The organism is Fuscibacter oryzae, assembly GCF_016765795.1.
Classification (GTDB): Bacteria; Pseudomonadota; Alphaproteobacteria; order Rhodobacterales; family Rhodobacteraceae; genus Fuscibacter; species Fuscibacter oryzae.
Genome location: NZ_JAESVP010000002.1, coordinates 191,336 through 204,883, shown reverse-complemented (window position 1 = coordinate 204,883; position 13,548 = coordinate 191,336). Strand labels below are relative to the sequence as shown.

At 64.4% G+C, this 13,548-nt stretch carries 19 protein-coding genes; 8 read left to right on the top strand and 11 right to left on the bottom strand.

The genetic code is table 11. The features are described 5' to 3' along the window. The 4 genes from JI744_RS04235 to JI744_RS04220 form a co-directional block, all read right to left on the bottom strand. The gene (locus tag JI744_RS04235; RefSeq protein WP_202658450.1) at positions 1-363 is read right to left on the bottom strand and encodes a diacylglycerol kinase; all 363 of its coding nucleotides are present in this window, start codon (positions 361-363) and stop codon (positions 1-3) included. A gap of 67 nt (positions 364-430) precedes the next feature. After that, complete coding sequence (locus tag JI744_RS04230) at positions 431-793, bottom strand: YigZ family protein (protein WP_202658449.1); 363 nt, start codon at positions 791-793, stop codon at positions 431-433. A gap of 37 nt (positions 794-830) precedes the next feature. Further along, positions 831-1,082 carry a DUF6455 family protein gene (locus JI744_RS04225; RefSeq protein WP_202658448.1) on the bottom strand — a complete coding sequence of 84 codons (252 nt, stop codon included), beginning with the start codon at positions 1,080-1,082 and terminating at the stop codon, positions 831-833. A 70-nt stretch (positions 1,083-1,152) separates the two neighbouring features. After that, on the bottom strand, positions 1,153-1,896 hold the full coding sequence (locus JI744_RS04220) for a M48 family metallopeptidase (RefSeq protein ID WP_328756843.1): 744 nt from the start codon (positions 1,894-1,896) through the stop codon (positions 1,153-1,155). 117 nt (positions 1,897-2,013) lie between these two features. Between JI744_RS04220 and JI744_RS04215 the strand changes: the two genes are divergently transcribed. Continuing rightward, positions 2,014-2,268: a hypothetical protein gene (locus tag JI744_RS04215; RefSeq protein ID WP_202658447.1), complete on the top strand. Its 255-nt coding sequence runs from the start codon at positions 2,014-2,016 to the stop codon at positions 2,266-2,268. Positions 2,269-2,283: 15 nt separating this feature from the next. Here the strand turns inward: JI744_RS04215 and JI744_RS04210 are convergent, their stop codons facing one another. Beyond that, positions 2,284-2,541, bottom strand: a complete 258-nt coding sequence (locus tag JI744_RS04210; RefSeq protein ID WP_202658446.1) for a DUF167 domain-containing protein — start codon at positions 2,539-2,541, stop codon at positions 2,284-2,286. Positions 2,542-2,602: 61 nt separating this feature from the next. Here JI744_RS04210 and JI744_RS04205 point away from each other — a divergent pair, with 61 nt between their 5' ends. Continuing rightward, positions 2,603-3,181, top strand: coding sequence for a nitroreductase family protein (locus tag JI744_RS04205; protein ID WP_202658445.1), 579 nt, complete (start codon positions 2,603-2,605; stop codon positions 3,179-3,181). Then, positions 3,181-3,879: an EI24 domain-containing protein gene (locus tag JI744_RS04200; RefSeq protein WP_202658772.1), complete on the top strand. Its 699-nt coding sequence runs from the start codon at positions 3,181-3,183 to the stop codon at positions 3,877-3,879. The genes JI744_RS04205 and JI744_RS04200 overlap by 1 nt, the downstream gene beginning before the upstream one ends. Here the strand turns inward: JI744_RS04200 and JI744_RS04195 are convergent. Both JI744_RS04195 and mce read right to left on the bottom strand, forming a co-directional pair. Continuing rightward, the gene (locus JI744_RS04195) at positions 3,869-4,135 is read right to left on the bottom strand and encodes a DUF1467 family protein (RefSeq protein ID WP_202658444.1); all 267 of its coding nucleotides are present in this window, start codon (positions 4,133-4,135) and stop codon (positions 3,869-3,871) included. The two genes, JI744_RS04200 and JI744_RS04195, sit on opposite strands and share 11 nt — an antisense overlap. Continuing rightward, on the bottom strand, positions 4,132-4,536 hold the full coding sequence (mce, locus tag JI744_RS04190) for a methylmalonyl-CoA epimerase (protein ID WP_202658443.1): 405 nt from the start codon (positions 4,534-4,536) through the stop codon (positions 4,132-4,134). The genes JI744_RS04195 and mce overlap by 4 nt, the downstream gene beginning before the upstream one ends. Before the next feature lie 157 nt (positions 4,537-4,693). Here mce and JI744_RS04185 point away from each other — a divergent pair, with 157 nt between their 5' ends. The 4 genes from JI744_RS04185 (at position 4,694) to JI744_RS04170 (ending at position 7,868) form a co-directional block, all read left to right on the top strand. Beyond that, positions 4,694-5,422, top strand: a complete 729-nt coding sequence (locus JI744_RS04185; protein WP_202658442.1) for a response regulator — start codon at positions 4,694-4,696, stop codon at positions 5,420-5,422. A 66-nt stretch (positions 5,423-5,488) separates the two neighbouring features. Beyond that, complete coding sequence (locus JI744_RS04180; protein ID WP_202658441.1) at positions 5,489-6,181, top strand: DUF484 family protein; 693 nt, start codon at positions 5,489-5,491, stop codon at positions 6,179-6,181. Next, positions 6,181-7,113, top strand: a complete 933-nt coding sequence (locus JI744_RS04175) for a tyrosine recombinase XerC (protein WP_202658440.1) — start codon at positions 6,181-6,183, stop codon at positions 7,111-7,113. The genes JI744_RS04180 and JI744_RS04175 overlap by 1 nt, the downstream gene beginning before the upstream one ends. A 50-nt stretch (positions 7,114-7,163) precedes the next feature. Beyond that, complete coding sequence (locus JI744_RS04170) at positions 7,164-7,868, top strand: CDP-alcohol phosphatidyltransferase family protein (RefSeq protein WP_202658439.1); 705 nt, start codon at positions 7,164-7,166, stop codon at positions 7,866-7,868. On the opposite strand, the gene JI744_RS04165 is transcribed toward JI744_RS04170, so the two are convergent. The 3 genes from JI744_RS04165 to JI744_RS04155 form a co-directional block, all read right to left on the bottom strand. Then, on the bottom strand, positions 7,865-8,725 hold the full coding sequence (locus JI744_RS04165; RefSeq protein WP_202658438.1) for an EamA family transporter: 861 nt from the start codon (positions 8,723-8,725) through the stop codon (positions 7,865-7,867). The two genes, JI744_RS04170 and JI744_RS04165, sit on opposite strands and share 4 nt — an antisense overlap. Before the next feature lie 109 nt (positions 8,726-8,834). Beyond that, a complete protein-coding gene (locus JI744_RS04160) occupies positions 8,835-9,296 on the bottom strand; it encodes a methylated-DNA--[protein]-cysteine S-methyltransferase (RefSeq protein WP_202658437.1) in 462 nt (153 codons plus the stop codon). Between the two features lie 2 nt (positions 9,297-9,298). Further along, complete coding sequence (locus tag JI744_RS04155; protein WP_236019245.1) at positions 9,299-10,198, bottom strand: LysR family transcriptional regulator; 900 nt, start codon at positions 10,196-10,198, stop codon at positions 9,299-9,301. A gap of 78 nt (positions 10,199-10,276) precedes the next feature. Here JI744_RS04155 and JI744_RS04150 point away from each other — a divergent pair, with 78 nt between their 5' ends. Next, entirely contained in the window at positions 10,277-10,480 is a 204-nt protein-coding gene (locus tag JI744_RS04150; protein ID WP_202658436.1) for a DUF1127 domain-containing protein, read from the top strand. Between the two features lie 82 nt (positions 10,481-10,562). Here JI744_RS04150 and ileS read toward each other — a convergent pair whose 3' ends face one another. Continuing rightward, positions 10,563-13,448 (bottom strand): isoleucine--tRNA ligase, encoded by a 2,886-nt coding sequence (gene ileS, locus JI744_RS04145; RefSeq protein ID WP_202658435.1) that lies wholly within the window; start codon positions 13,446-13,448, stop codon positions 10,563-10,565. Positions 13,449-13,548 lie beyond the last annotated feature (100 nt).

Here is a 13,548-nt window from a genome sequence, read left to right as displayed (position 1 = left end):
CTAGCCGATCAGGATAACGGCCCAAGCCACACCCCCTGCCAAAGCGGCCAGCGCCACACAGGCGCTGCCGCAATCCTTGGCCTTTTTCGCCACCGGATGGGGCTGGGGCAGGATGTGATCAACCACCTCTTCGACCGCCGTATTGATCAGTTCTGCCGCCAGAACCAGAAGACCCAGCGCAAGGATCAGCGCCCTTTCCCCCGGTGTCAGATGCAGCGCAAAGGCCAGCGTGGCGGACAAAAGGTTGACCACCGTCCACTGGCGCAAGGATTTCTCGCTGGCCCAGGCGGCACGCCACCCGGCCCAGGACCAGATTACCGTGTTCAGAAACCGCCGCCCCTCGGCTGCCAGAATGTCACGCATATCCCCTCCAACGGCCCTCTCCCACGGGCCTTGCGGGTATATCACGCCAAACGCTGCGGCCTGTCCATCAGCCTGACTGCTCCAGTTCCGCCAGATAGGCGCGCACGGCGGTGACGACATGGGCAAAGCGGTCGCCGCCCAGATGCACCCCGCCATACCAGCGGGTGACAACGATGATGTGATCGACCAGCCCCGCCCGCTCGATCATCTTCAGGATCACCGCACCCGCGCCGCTTTCGCCATCATCATTGCGAACCGGCCCGCCGTCGGAAAACACTGCAGCCCAGGTGTTATGCGTGGCCTTGGCGTATTTCTTGGTGCGCTTCAGGTCGGCCAGAAAGGCATCCGCCCCCTTGCGGCCCGCAACCGGGCCGCCCGACACGGCATAGCGCGACCCGCGGTCTCGCACGACATCTTCGATCTGCAACATGGCTGCAAACTATCCGCCGTCCTGCCCACCCGCAACCCTAGGCCATCAGCGCGCCGATGGCCGGGGCGTTGGGGCAGAACCCCGGCACCGCCGGGGCCGTTACGGTATATGCCAGCCAGCGGGTGCATTCTCCGATATGGCTGCATCGTCCGCACATCTCGACCATGCCCGCCAGTTCGGTGCGGCTTAGCCAGCCCTCCACCACCGCATCGGTCAGGCTTACGCCCACCGTGCGCGCCATGCCCCGCGCATGGCCCCAAGCCAAAGGCGCCTCGGTATAGCCCATCATCGCATCACCCGTTCGTCAGTTTCCTGACACCAAGGGTGCCACGGCCCGGACCGCGCGCCTTTGACGCAGATCAACCGCCGCTTTCCAGCCGCGCCACCACCTGCCGCACCACAGCCTTGCGGTCACCGTTGGCCGGGTGGGTGCCCAGGAACTTGTCGCCCGGATCGGGCAGCCGGTCAAAGAACCCTGTGCCGCGCACCGGATCGAACCCCGATTTCCACGCGATCTCGGCCCCCAGCGCATCGGCCTGCAATTCGAAATCCTTGGAATAACGCCGGGCGGCGACCGTGGCCCCCACCTGCTGTGCCGTCTGCACATCGACCGCCGACACCCCCGCCGCCGCCGCAACCACCCCCGCCAGCAAGGCCCCGGTCATCGCATTCTGTTGCTGCTGGGGGATATGGCCCAGAATCTGGTGCGCCGCCTCGTGCCCGATGACAAAGGCCAGCTCGTCGCTGTTGCGGGCATCGTCGATCAGCGCCTTGGTAAAGGCCAGCACCGGGCGGCCCGACTGGTCCAGCGTCTGATAGGCGTTCACCGGCTGGCCGGGCCGGTCATCAATGATGATGCGGAAATCGCAGCGTGCGGCGCGGCCCAGATCGCGGCAATAGCGCGTCGCCACCGGCTCTACCCGCGCGATGACGGTGGTGAAACTGGCCTGCGACGGCAAGGCCGCCGGGCGGATCGGATCGGCCGCCTGCTCATATCCGCCGCCGCCATAACCGCCCCCTGCGGGCATCCCCATAGGGTCCACGCATCCCGCCAGCGCGCTTGCCGCCACCAGCGCCGAAAACAATCCTGCCCGCATCGTCATTCTGTTTCTCCGAACCGGCTTTTCCGCAGACATAGCAAACCCCGCAAAAGCCGCCAGCCCCGAAGCGTCTGTTCAAGACCTCTTGAGCATCGCGCCGCCGCCGCCTACCATGCCCCCATGTTCACCATCGAGCACGACTTCGACGCCACCGTGATCACCCTTGTCGATGAGGGCGACGACAGCACATCCCCCCTGCAAGAGGATGTGGTGATCGAAGCTTTTGAAGAATGCGTGGTGATCCGCCAGGTTGACCAGATGACGGACGAGCCGGTGGCCATCACCCTGTCGATCGCGCAACTGCACGACCTTGCCGCCGCACTGGACCTGCCCGAAGGCAGCTACCGGATCGAGAAGCGCGTGGTGAAGGAGTAGTCCTTCCACCTCCCCCTACTCCAACCGGAACACCTTCTCCCGGCTCGTTACACCCCGCACCAGAACCAGCCGCGATTTTGCCACCCCCAACGCGGTGGCAAGCAGGGCCGCAACGGCGGCCGTGGCCTTGCCGTCCTCGGGTGCCGCGGTGACATGGGCGCGGATCGTGCCATCCTCGGCCCGGTCCAGCGCGTTGCGGCGGACGGCGGGGGTGACGCGCAGGGAAAACTCGGTCCCCGGCACGGCCATGTCGGCCCATTCGCCCCGTTTCATCGCCTGCCCCACCTTGCCGCCCCTGCTCGCACCTCCTAGCTTGCCGGCAAAGGAGACTGCAATGCCCACCACTGCTGCTGATTTCTTCGCCACCCGCCTGTCCTATCCCTACAAGGCGATGACAGGCGCCGTGCCCGATGCGCCCGCGTTAACGGCCATCCTGACCGCCGCCCTGCGGGTGCCCGACCATGGCAAGCTGGAGCCTTGGCGGCTGGTGGTCTTGCAGCGCCCCGACCTTGCGCGGCTGGCCGATCTGGCCGAGGCGCGGGCGCGCGAAATGGGCGGGGATGAGCAGAAAATAGCCAAGGGGCGCGGGCAGTTCGACCTTGGGCATCTGGTGGTGGCGGTGATCTCCTCGCCGAAACCGTCCGACAAGGTGCCGCTGTGGGAGCAGCAGCTTTCGGCCGGGGCACTGTGCCTGAACCTCGTCAACGCCGCCTCTGCCGCCGGGTGGGGGGCGCAATGGCTGACCGGCTGGCCCGCACTGGATGCCCCCTTTGCCGCGCGCGCTTTTGGATGCGCTGGGGATGAACAGGTCGCGGGCCTGATCCATATCGGCGGAATAGGTTCGCCTGCAACCGACCGGCCCCGCCCCGACCCTGCCCGCATCGTGCAATGGGGCTTGGGGGGGCTTGCGTGATCCTGTCGGATTTCCTGCGCGCGCTGGGGCAGTTGGGCGATGCGCGATTCCTGCGGGTTGTCGTTCTGGGCATCGGGCTTGCGCTGGCCTTGCTGGCCGGGGTTTACGCGGGCTTTCTGGCGCTGATCGAATGGGCGACGCCGGGCAGCGTGAGCATCCCGTGGATCGGGCCGGTCGGCGGGATTGACACATTGTTAAGCTGGGGGTCGCTGGTCCTGATGCTGGGCCTGTCGGTGTTTCTGATGGTGCCGGTCGCTTCGGCCTTTTCCGGCCTGTTTCTGGACGATGTGGCGCAGGCGGTCGAGGATCGGCATTACCCCGGCCTGCCGCCCGCCCCGCGCGTTCCCCTGACCGACAGCCTGATCGACAGTGCCAATTTCTTCGGGGTGCTGGTTGTGGTGAACCTGCTGGCGCTGGTGGTCTTTGCGTTTACCGGCCCGCTGATCCCGCTGTTTTTCTGGGCGATCAACGGCTTTTTGTTGGGGCGGGAATATTTCACCCTTGTCGCCACCCGCCGCTTGGGCCGCGCCGGTGCCAAGGCCCTGCGCGCCGCCTATCCGCTGCAAATCTGGCTGGCGGGCACGCTGATGGCGGCGCCGCTGTCCATTCCGCTGGTCAATCTGGTGGTGCCGGTGCTGGGCGTTGCCACCTTTACCCATATGTTTCACCGCCTGACGGGGCAGCGCATCACCCCATGACGTGGAAGACATCCATGTTGTTCACGGTGATCCAGCCCGAGTTGATCACCAGATACAGCAGGACGAAAATCACCAACGCGATCGCCGTAGTGATCTTGGCCTTCTTGCCGATCATCGCATCTTCAGGGGCCGAGGCGGGCGTGCCCGGCACCACATTGCCCCGGTCGGCCTGCGACTGAAACCGCACCGGCAGCACGCAAAAGAACACCATGAACCAGGTGATCGAAAACAGGATCAGTGCGCCGGTGATGCTCATGCCTGCTCCAGTTCTACAAGGCAGCCGTTGAAATCCTTGGGGTGCAGGAACAGCACGGGCTTGCCATGCGCGCCGATCTTCGGCTCTCCGTTCCCCAGCACCCGCGCACCGCTGGCCTTGAGGTGATCACGCGCGGCCAGAATGTCATCCACCTCATAGCAGATGTGGTGAATGCCGCCCGAGGGGTTCTTTTCCAGATACCCCGTGATCGGAGAGGTTTCGCCCAAGGGATAGAGAAGTTCGATCTTGGTATTGGGCAGCTCGATGAAGACCACGGTCACGCCATGCGCCGGTTCGTCCTGCGGCGCGCCAACCTTGGCCCCCAGCGTGTTGCGATACTGCGCGATGGCCGCTTCAAGGTCGGGCACGGCGATGGCGACGTGGTTGAGGCGTCCGATCATAGGGCTCTCCTGTGCAATTTGCCCGGTTATGGGCAATGGGCCGCGCCGGGGCAAGGGACCAAGGGTCGCAGCCGCAGTTTCGGCACGGCGTTTACCCATCGTTATCCAATCCGTGCTTGTCTGAGGGCCTGCCAACCCCAAGCCAATGGTGCCTGCCATGCCCCATCTTGCCTCAGACCCTCCTGCCCCGGCGCTTGCCTTGCCTGCCGATCTTCAGGCCCCGCTGCCCTTGCGCGGGCTGACGATGCTTGCGGTGGAAGACAGCCGCTTTGCCAGCGACGCGCTGCGGCTGATCTGCCAGCGCACCGGCGCACGGTTGCGCCGGGCCGAAACGCTGGCGGCGGCGCAGGCGCATCTGCGCACATATCGCCCCGATGTGGCGATCATCGATCTGGGACTGCCCGATGGCAACGGCCTTGGCCTGATTGCCGAACTGGCACGCTCTCCGCATCGGCCAGAGGTGATTTTGGCCACATCCGGCGATCCGATGGGCCGCGCGGCCTCGTTGGATGCGGGGGCCGATGGCTTTATGGAAAAACCCATCGAAAGCGTGGCCTGGTTTTGCCGGCAGTTGAATGCCGTCATGCCGATACGGGGTCTGGCCGCAGCGCTGGACCGGGAAGAGGCTTTGCGCCCAGACCCCTTGGCCCTGCATGACGATCTGGAACGCGCCGCCGAACTTCTGGCGCGGCAGGTGCCGCCGGGCCGCTATGTTGCGGGCTTTGTGCGCGGGCTGGCGGGCCAGATGCATGACGCGCCGCTGGCCGAAGCGGCGCGCGCGGCGCGCAGCGGGGTTCCGGGCGGGATCAGCGCGCTGAAAGGATTGATCGACGATCATCTGGCCGCCCCCTTGCCCGCCTTTACCCCCGGACGCTCCGGTTCATAGCGCCCTCTGTCAAAATGCGGCGCTACCTGCTATCCTGACAAAAATGACGGAATAGTCAGGGGCAGTATGATCGACCAAGACCTGCGTGACCGCATCCTTGCGGAACCCGATGTGATTCTGGAGGATCGCGACGTGATGTCCGCGCTGATCGGCGCGAATGAACGGCGCATGGGGTCGAACATCGTCGATCTGCGCGGCATCGCGATGGAGCGGCTGGAATCCCGGCTGGACCGGCTGGAAGATACCCACCGCACCGTCATTGCCGCCGCCTATGAAAATCTGGCGGGCACCAACCAGATTCACCGCGCCATTCTGCAAATGCTGGATCCGCTGAGTTTTGAGGATTTCATCAAGGCGATTGCCACCGATGTCGCCGCCACCCTGCGGGTGGATTGCGTGCGCCTTGTGCTTGAATCGGTTCAGGAATCCGAAGACCCAAATGTCCGCAAGCTGGGCCAGACGCTGATCGTGGCGCAGCCCGGCTTTGTCACCGATTACGTCTCTGGCGGGCGCAATGTGCCGCTGCGCCCGGTGGTCCTGCGGCAGGTGCTGCCGGATTCGGACGTGCTTTATGGCGAACGCGCGGGCTGGGTCCGGTCCGAGGCGCTGATGAAGCTGGATTTCGGGACGGGCCGCCTGCCCGGCCTGCTGGCCCTTGGTGCCGAAGATCCGCATCAGTTCCGCCCGACCCATGGCACCGACCTGCTGGCCTTTTTCGCGGGCGTCTTTGAACGCACGATGCGGCGTTGGCTGGGCTGATGCAGGCGCCCCTGACCCTGTTGGCCCCCGCCTGGTCCGAGGCGATGACGCGCTGGCTGGACCAGCGCCGCGCGCTGGATGGGGCCGCCGCCAAGACGGTCGAGGCCTATCGCCGCGACGTGGCGGGGTTCCTCGGCTTTCTGGCCCAGCATCGCGGCGGGGCCGATGGCGTGCACACCCTGACCGATCTGCCCGCAACCGACCTGCGAAGCTGGATGGCGGCAGAGCGCGCGCGCGGCCTGTCGGCGCGGTCGCTGGCGCGGTCGCTGTCGGCGGTCAAAGGCTTTTTGTCCTGGATCGCTGATCGGGATGGCGGCGATGTGACCGCCGTTCTGCAAGCGCGCGGGCCAAAATACCGCCGCCGCCTGCCCCGCCCCGTCTCGGTCGAGGCGGCCACCAACCTGATCGACATGGTGGGCGAACAGGCGCGCGACCCGTGGGTTGCCGCGCGGGATGAGGCGGTGGTGACACTGCTTTACGGCTGTGGCCTGCGGATCTCCGAGGCACTGAGCCTGACCGCCGCCGCCCATCCACTGCCAGAGGTGCTGCGCATCACTGGCAAGGGCGGCAAGGAACGCATCGTCCCCGTTCTGCCTGCCGCACGAGAGGCGGTTGCGCGCTATGCCCGCCTGTGCCCCTTTGACCTTGCGCCCAACGAACCGCTGTTTCGCGGCGCGCGGGGCGGCGGGCTGAACCCGCGCCTCATTCAATCGGTGATGGAAAAGGCGCGGATGCAACTGGGCCTGCCCGCCACCGCCACGCCCCATGCCATGCGTCACAGCTTTGCCACCCACCTTCTGTCGGCGGGGGGCGATCTGCGCGCGATACAGGAATTGCTGGGCCATGCCTCGCTTTCGACAACCCAGGCCTATACCGCCGTTGACGCCGCGCGCCTGATGGAAGTCTATGAAAAGGCGCATCCCCGCGCCTGAGCCCCGTCTGAATCGTTGCACGCCGCTTTGGTTTGCGGCAGGAAAGACCCATGGATATCCGTATCAAAGCCCTTTCCGTCCACTTGCTGACCGCCACCGGCGCGGTTCTGTCGATGTTCGCCATGCTGGCCGCCGTCGAGGAAAAGTGGAGCCTGATGTTCCTTTGGCTGGTCGTCGCGCTGATCGTCGATGGCGTGGATGGCCCCTTGGCCCGCCGTTATGACGTTGGCCGCAACTGGCCGAATTATGACGGCGTGCTGATGGATCTGATCGTCGATTACCTGACCTATGTCTTCATTCCCGCCTATGCCTTGTTCAAATCAGGGCTGCTGTCGGGCTGGACCGGGTGGTTCGCCATTATCGTGATCTGCTATGGCTCGGTGATCTATTTCGCCGATACCCGCATGAAAACAAAAGACAAAAGTTTTTCCGGCTTTCCCGCCTGCTGGAACATGGTGGTGTTGGTTCTGTTTGCCCTTGCGCCCAGCCAAACGACGATTCTGATCGTCGTCACCGGGCTGACCATTGCGATGTTCCTGAACCTGAAATTCATCCACCCCACCCGCACCAAACGCTGGATCAACATCTCGTTGCCGGTTGCTCTGGCTTGGGTGGTCTTTGCCGGATGGGCCGCGTTGCGGAATTTCGAGGAGGGGTCGCTGGCCCATTGGGGTTTGGTCGCGACCTCGCTTTACCTGTGCCTTGCGGGAATCGCACAGCAGATCGTGCCGCAGCGCGTCAAGCGGATCAGCTAGATCCGCGTCAGGATCACGCCGCCCACGATCACCACCGCCGCCAGCGCCTTGCCTTTGGTCATCCGCTCGCCAAAGGCCAGCCAGCCGATCAGCACCGCGAACAGGATCGAGGTTTCGCGCAGCGCCGCAACCACGGCAATCGGCGCAATCGTCATCGCCCAGACCGAAACGCCATAGGCCCCATAGCTGGCAGCCGAGGCGATGAAGCCCACGCCCCAAGGCTTGGCCTGACGCGGCAACACCGTCAGACCTTTCCACAGCAACATGCCGGTGGCAAAGAACAGGCCGTCCACCACGAACACCCAGGCGACATAGGCAATCGCATCGCCCGCAACCCGCGCGCCGTGACCGTCCAGCAAGGTATAGCTGGCCGTGGCGCAAGCAGAGCCAAGCGCAAAGGGCAGCAGTTTGCGGCTTTCGCCATTGGCAAAAACGCCTTGGGCCATCAGAAGGATGCCGCATCCCAGAACGAATATGCCCGCATATTCGTGAAACGTCAGGCTGTCCGCCGCCATCTGGGTTGGAAAGGCCAGCGCAAGCAGCGGCCCGATAACCGCCACGATCAGGGGCGCCGTGCCGCGCGCAATCGGGTAGACGCGGCTCAGGTCGCCATGCTCATAGGCATAGGTCAGGAAGGATTTATAGAAGAGATGGGCGCAGCCTGCCGCCAGAACCCAAGGCCAGGCGGCGGGGTTCAGCGTGGGGCGCATCGCCGCCACGGCAAGGCCAATCGGCACCTCGCCGATCGACAGGATGATCATCGCCCCAAGCCGAGAGGCCCCGACCTTGATCAGCGAATTCCACAATGCGTGTAGAAAGGCCGATCCCAGAACGGCCATCATTACCCAAAAGGTCACCGCTGCGCCTCATCCCGCCTGTCGCAAAACCGTTACATTTCGCAGGATGCCGGGGAAAGGGGCCATGGTCAGGTGGCGCTAACGCTTTCGGCCAGTGGTCTTAGACAAGTCACAAAAGCAGTCCAGCCGCGCCTTCATGCCGCAGCAGCCAGACCTTGGTTTCCACCCCGCCCGCCCCGGAATAGCCACCCAGCCCGGCAGCCCCCAGCACCCGATGGCAAGGCACGATCACCGGCAGGGGGTTGGCCCCGCAGGCCTGCCCGATGGCTTGGGCCGAGACCCCCAGCGCCCTTGCCAGTTCGCCATAGGTCTGCGTTTCGCCAAAGGGAATATCGCATAGCGCGGCCAGAAAGCGGGCCTGAAACCCCTGCCCCAAGGCCAGCGGCAGGTCGAACACCCGCAGATCGCCCGCGAAATAGGCCAGCAGTTGCGCCTTTGCCGCCTGCAACAGTGGCGTGGTTTCGGTCAAACTGAACAAGCCGCCCCATCGCAGCGCGCTGATCTGACCGCCCTCTTCGGTGAGGGTCAGCACCCCCACCGGCGTTTCCAGATTGGTTACATGCTTGTCCATCGTCACATCCGGTTTGCCTCTGCCAAGGGGCGGAAGGCCTCTCGCAGCATGTCGGCCATGCCCTCGATGGCGGGCGAGGTGCCGCGCGGGTTTCTTCGCAGCACGACGCGGGCGCTGTCTACGATGGGAAAGCCGTCCTGTGCGGTCAGTTCGCGGCAGCCTGCGGGAATGGTGCTGCGCGACAGGGGGGCGATGGCCAGCCCGTTCTGCACCGCCACCCGGAACCCTGCCGCCAGATCGCAGGTCCAGGCCGCGCGCCAGTCGATCCCCTGCTTGTTCAGCGATGCCTCGGCAAAATCGCGGCACCAGTCCGACCGGAAATACAGGCCCACCGGTACCGGCCTGCGCAGGTGCTGGGCATGGGTCATCGAGGTCACCCAGACCGTCGGGTCGATGCAGAGGATCTCGCCGTCCTGCACATAGCTCCAGTCATAGATCACGGCGAGGTCAAGCTCGTCATTCTCCAACGCCCGCATCTGGCCTTCGGAGTGGTCGCAGCGCACCGTCACTTGCAGCCCCTCGTGCCGTTCATCAAAGGCCGCCAACGCGCGGGGCAGCACGGTGCCGGAATATTCATCCGGGATCCCCACCCGGACCGGCCCGGTCAGCGGCTTTTCCCGCAGGGCAATTGACGCCTCATCCAGCAGCGACACCACGCGGCGGGCATAGGGCAAAAGCTGCTCTCCTCGCGGGGTCAGGGCGACGCCGCGAGCCAGACGGTCAAACAGGGGTTGGCCCAAAACCTCTTCCAACCGTTTGATCTGCAACGAAACCGCCGATTGTGTGCGCAGCAGGCGCCCGGCGGCGGCGGTGACCGACCCGGTATCCGCCACCGCCAGAAAGCTGCGCATCAGGTCGCTTTCCAAGGGAATCTGCATCGCCACCACCCATAAGCCATACATATGGTAGCCATGAAACCTATTCGTTTGTCAAATGCCACCCTGCGCCCCATATTCCAAGGGCAAGTAAAGGAGGCCATCATGTTTCACCGTTTTCTCAACCTGATGCAGATGCGCCGGTCCACCGCGTTTTTGCTGGCGCGGAACGATGACCGGCTTCTGGATGATATCGGTCTGACCCGCGACGATCTGACTGCGCTGCATATGGGCGTGGCGGACGATTCGCGCTGGATCGCCAGTTTCCATTCCCCACTGGCCAAGCGGGCACTCCCTGTCGCCTGCTAGGCAACCTCTTCGCGGCGGGCCAAACACCCCCGCGAAGCCATTTATGCGAAGGGCGGGTCGATGACCCGCCCTTCTTCGTTTCTTAACCCAGCGCCGCGTTGCACCGCGCACAGGTGCCGGGGTGCTTGTGGCTGCCCACATCTGGCAGAACCTTCCAGCAGCGTTCGCATTTCTCGCCCATCGCGCGTTCGAACACCACGCCCACGCCCGGAACTTCGGGCAGGCGGAACGCCTCTTGCGGTTCGGGGTCAGCGGTCAGGGAAATGCCGCTGGTGATGCAAAGATCGGCAAACTCCACCGATTTCAGCGCTGCCAGAATGGCGGTATCGGCGACGTGCACGACAGGAGCGGCCTCAAGGCTCGCCCCGATCACCTTGGCGGTGCGCTGCACCTCCAACGCCCCCGTCACCACGCGGCGGGCGGTGCGGATGCCCTCCCACTTCGCGGCGAGCTGGGGGTTCAGCCAGTCGGCGGGCGTGTCGGGGAAGTCGGTCAGGTGGACCGACGAGTCCTCACCGGGGTTCCGGCACAGCCAGACCTCTTCCATGGTGAACACCAGGATCGGGGCCAGCCATTTGGTCAGGCGCTGGAACAGCAGGTCCAGCACGGTACGCGCGGCGCGGCGGCGCGGGTCGCTGGCGGCGTCGCAGTAAAGGCTGTCTTTCCGGATGTCGAAATAGACCGCAGACAGGTCTGTGGTGCAGAAAGTGAACAGCTTTTGGAACACGCCCTGGAAGTCATAGCGCGCATAACCGCTGCGCACCTCGGCATCGAGTTCAGCCAAGCGGTGCAGCACCCAGCGTTCCAGCTCTGGCATATCGGCCGGGGCCACGCGTTCGGTCTCGGTAAACCCGTCAAGATTGCCCAGCAGAAAGCGCATGGTGTTGCGCAGGCGGCGATAGCTGTCGGCCACCCCTTTCAGGATTTCCTTTCCGATGCGCAGGTCGATCGTATAGTCGGACTGCGCCACCCACAGCCGCAGGATGTCGGCGCCGTATTCCTTGATAACCTCTTCCGGGGCCACGGTATTCCCAAGCGACTTGGACATTTTCATGCCCTTTTCGTCCAAGGTGAACCCGTGGGTCAGAACGCCCCGGTAAGGAGCCCGGCCCTTGGTGCCGCAAGATTGCAGCATGCTGGAATGGAACCAGCCGCGATGCTGGTCGGTGCCCTCAAGATAGAGGTCGGCAAGACCATCGGGCGCGCCATCCTCGCGGTCGCGCAGCGCGAAGGCATGGGTTGAGCCGCTATCGAACCACACGTCCAGCACGTCATAGACCTGCTGGTAATCCTCGGGGTCCACGATGCCCGCCAGCACCCGCTCCTTAAAGCCCGCCACATACCAGACATCCGCGCCCTCGGCCTCAAAGGCGGCTTTGATACGCGCGTTGACCTCGGGGTTTTTCAGCAGGAAATCGACGTCGGTCGGCAGCGCGCCCTTTTTCACGAAACAGGTCAGCGGCACGCCCCAGGCGCGTTGACGCGACAGAACCCAGTCGGGCCGCGCCTCGATCATCGAATGCAGGCGGTTGCGGCCCGTCACCGGCGTCCACTCGACCAACTGGTTGATCGAATTGAGCGCACGGCTGCGGATTGTGTCGCCATAGGTGGACATGCCGTCGTCCAACTGCCGGTCAATGGCGACGAACCACTGCGGCGTGTTGCGATAGATCAGCGGCGCCTTCGACCGCCACGAATGAGGATAGCTGTGCTTCAGCTTGCCCTTGGCAAACAGCGCGCCTTGGGCCGCCATCACCTTGATATTGCTGACGTTGGCCGGCCCTTCCTTGCCATCGGGAAGGATGATGTGCTGCCCGCCGAACAAGGGCAAGCTGGCGCGATAGCTGCCGTCCGGCTCGACGTTATAGGTCATCGGAAGCTGGAATTTCAGCCCCATCTGATAGTCGTCATCGCCATGGCTGGGCGCAGTATGGACAAAGCCGGTGCCCGCATCATCGGTGACGTGATCGCCTGGGAGAAGGGGGACGGGATAGTCCCATTCGCCATTGCCGCCGGGAATGGCGGCGTAAGGGTGGGCAAGAGTCAGTCGAGCCAATTCCTCTGCAGAAACATCACGCAGGCGGTGAACATGATCTTCACTCAGCTTGGCTTGTGCAAAGACTTGGCTTGCCAGCGCATCGGCAACCAGCACATGTTCATGCTGATCGTCAGGGGTGAGTTGATAAAGGCCGTATGCGATGCCCGGCCCGAACGACACAGCGCGGTTCTGCGGGATCGTCCAAGGCGTTGTGGTCCAGATCAGCACATTGGCGTGGGTCGTGTCATCCGTGCCGCCGCCAATTACAGGGAACCGCACCCACACCATATGGCTGGTGTGGTCGTGATACTCCACCTCCGCCTCGGCCAGCGCGGTTTTCTCGACCGGAGACCACATCACCGGCTTTGACCCCTGATAGAGCGAACCGTTCATCAGGAACCGCATGAACTCGTCGGCGATCACCGCCTCGGCGTGGAAGTCCATCGTGAGGTAGGGCTTGTCCCATTTGCCGGTCACGCCCAGCCGCTTGAACTCGGCGCGCTGCACGTCAATCCAGCCCTCGGCGAACTTGCGGCATTCCTGACGGAAGGCGACCACATCCACGTCGTCCTTGTTCAGGCCCTTCGCCCGGTATTGTTCCTCGATCTTCCATTCGATCGGCAGACCGTGGCAATCCCAGCCGGGCACATAGCGGGCGTCGCGGCCCATCATCTGCTGGCTGCGCACCACCATGTCCTTCAGCACCTTGTTCAGCGCGTGGCCGATATGCAGGTGCCCGTTGGCATAGGGGGGGCCGTCGTGCAGCACAAACGGCGTGCGGCCTTTTTGCGCGCGCAGGCGGTCATAGACGCCCAGCCGTTCCCACCGGGCCAGCCAGTCGGGCTCGCGCTGCGGCAGGCCCGCCCGCATGGGAAATTCGGTTTCAGGCAGAAAAACGGTATTGCGATAGTCAGGAGTGTCGGCGGACATCGGTGGCGGTCCTTGGGAAAGGGCAGGAACAGGTCAAAGGGGGCGGCCAAGCGCCAAGCTCCCGGCGCCCCGTCAGGACGCCGGGCCGATAATTCGACGG

What these genes read in the sequence shown, in the direction of transcription:
- JI744_RS04235 (WP_202658450.1), bottom strand. Translation starts at nt 363, where the DNA reads ATGCGTGACATTCTGGCAGCCGAGGGGCGGCGGTTTCTGAACACGGTA.
- JI744_RS04230 (WP_202658449.1), bottom strand. Translation starts at nt 793, where the DNA reads ATGTTGCAGATCGAAGATGTCGTGCGAGACCGCGGGTCGCGCTATGCC.
- JI744_RS04225 (WP_202658448.1), bottom strand. Translation starts at nt 1,082, where the DNA reads ATGATGGGCTATACCGAGGCGCCTTTGGCTTGGGGCCATGCGCGGGGC.
- JI744_RS04220 (WP_328756843.1), bottom strand. Translation starts at nt 1,896, where the DNA reads ATGACGATGCGGGCAGGATTGTTTTCGGCGCTGGTGGCGGCAAGCGCG.
- JI744_RS04215 (WP_202658447.1), top strand. Translation starts at nt 2,014, where the DNA reads ATGTTCACCATCGAGCACGACTTCGACGCCACCGTGATCACCCTTGTC.
- JI744_RS04210 (WP_202658446.1), bottom strand. Translation starts at nt 2,541, where the DNA reads ATGAAACGGGGCGAATGGGCCGACATGGCCGTGCCGGGGACCGAGTTT.
- JI744_RS04205 (WP_202658445.1), top strand. Translation starts at nt 2,603, where the DNA reads ATGCCCACCACTGCTGCTGATTTCTTCGCCACCCGCCTGTCCTATCCC.
- JI744_RS04195 (WP_202658444.1), bottom strand. Translation starts at nt 4,135, where the DNA reads ATGAGCATCACCGGCGCACTGATCCTGTTTTCGATCACCTGGTTCATG.
- mce (WP_202658443.1), bottom strand. Translation starts at nt 4,536, where the DNA reads ATGATCGGACGCCTCAACCACGTCGCCATCGCCGTGCCCGACCTTGAA.
- JI744_RS04185 (WP_202658442.1), top strand. Translation starts at nt 4,694, where the DNA reads ATGCCCCATCTTGCCTCAGACCCTCCTGCCCCGGCGCTTGCCTTGCCT.
- JI744_RS04180 (WP_202658441.1), top strand. Translation starts at nt 5,489, where the DNA reads ATGATCGACCAAGACCTGCGTGACCGCATCCTTGCGGAACCCGATGTG.
- JI744_RS04175 (WP_202658440.1), top strand. Translation starts at nt 6,181, where the DNA reads ATGCAGGCGCCCCTGACCCTGTTGGCCCCCGCCTGGTCCGAGGCGATG.
- JI744_RS04170 (WP_202658439.1), top strand. Translation starts at nt 7,164, where the DNA reads ATGGATATCCGTATCAAAGCCCTTTCCGTCCACTTGCTGACCGCCACC.
- JI744_RS04160 (WP_202658437.1), bottom strand. Translation starts at nt 9,296, where the DNA reads ATGGACAAGCATGTAACCAATCTGGAAACGCCGGTGGGGGTGCTGACC.
- JI744_RS04155 (WP_236019245.1), bottom strand. Translation starts at nt 10,198, where the DNA reads ATGTATGGCTTATGGGTGGTGGCGATGCAGATTCCCTTGGAAAGCGAC.
- JI744_RS04150 (WP_202658436.1), top strand. Translation starts at nt 10,277, where the DNA reads ATGTTTCACCGTTTTCTCAACCTGATGCAGATGCGCCGGTCCACCGCG.
- ileS (WP_202658435.1), bottom strand. Translation starts at nt 13,448, where the DNA reads ATGTCCGCCGACACTCCTGACTATCGCAATACCGTTTTTCTGCCTGAA.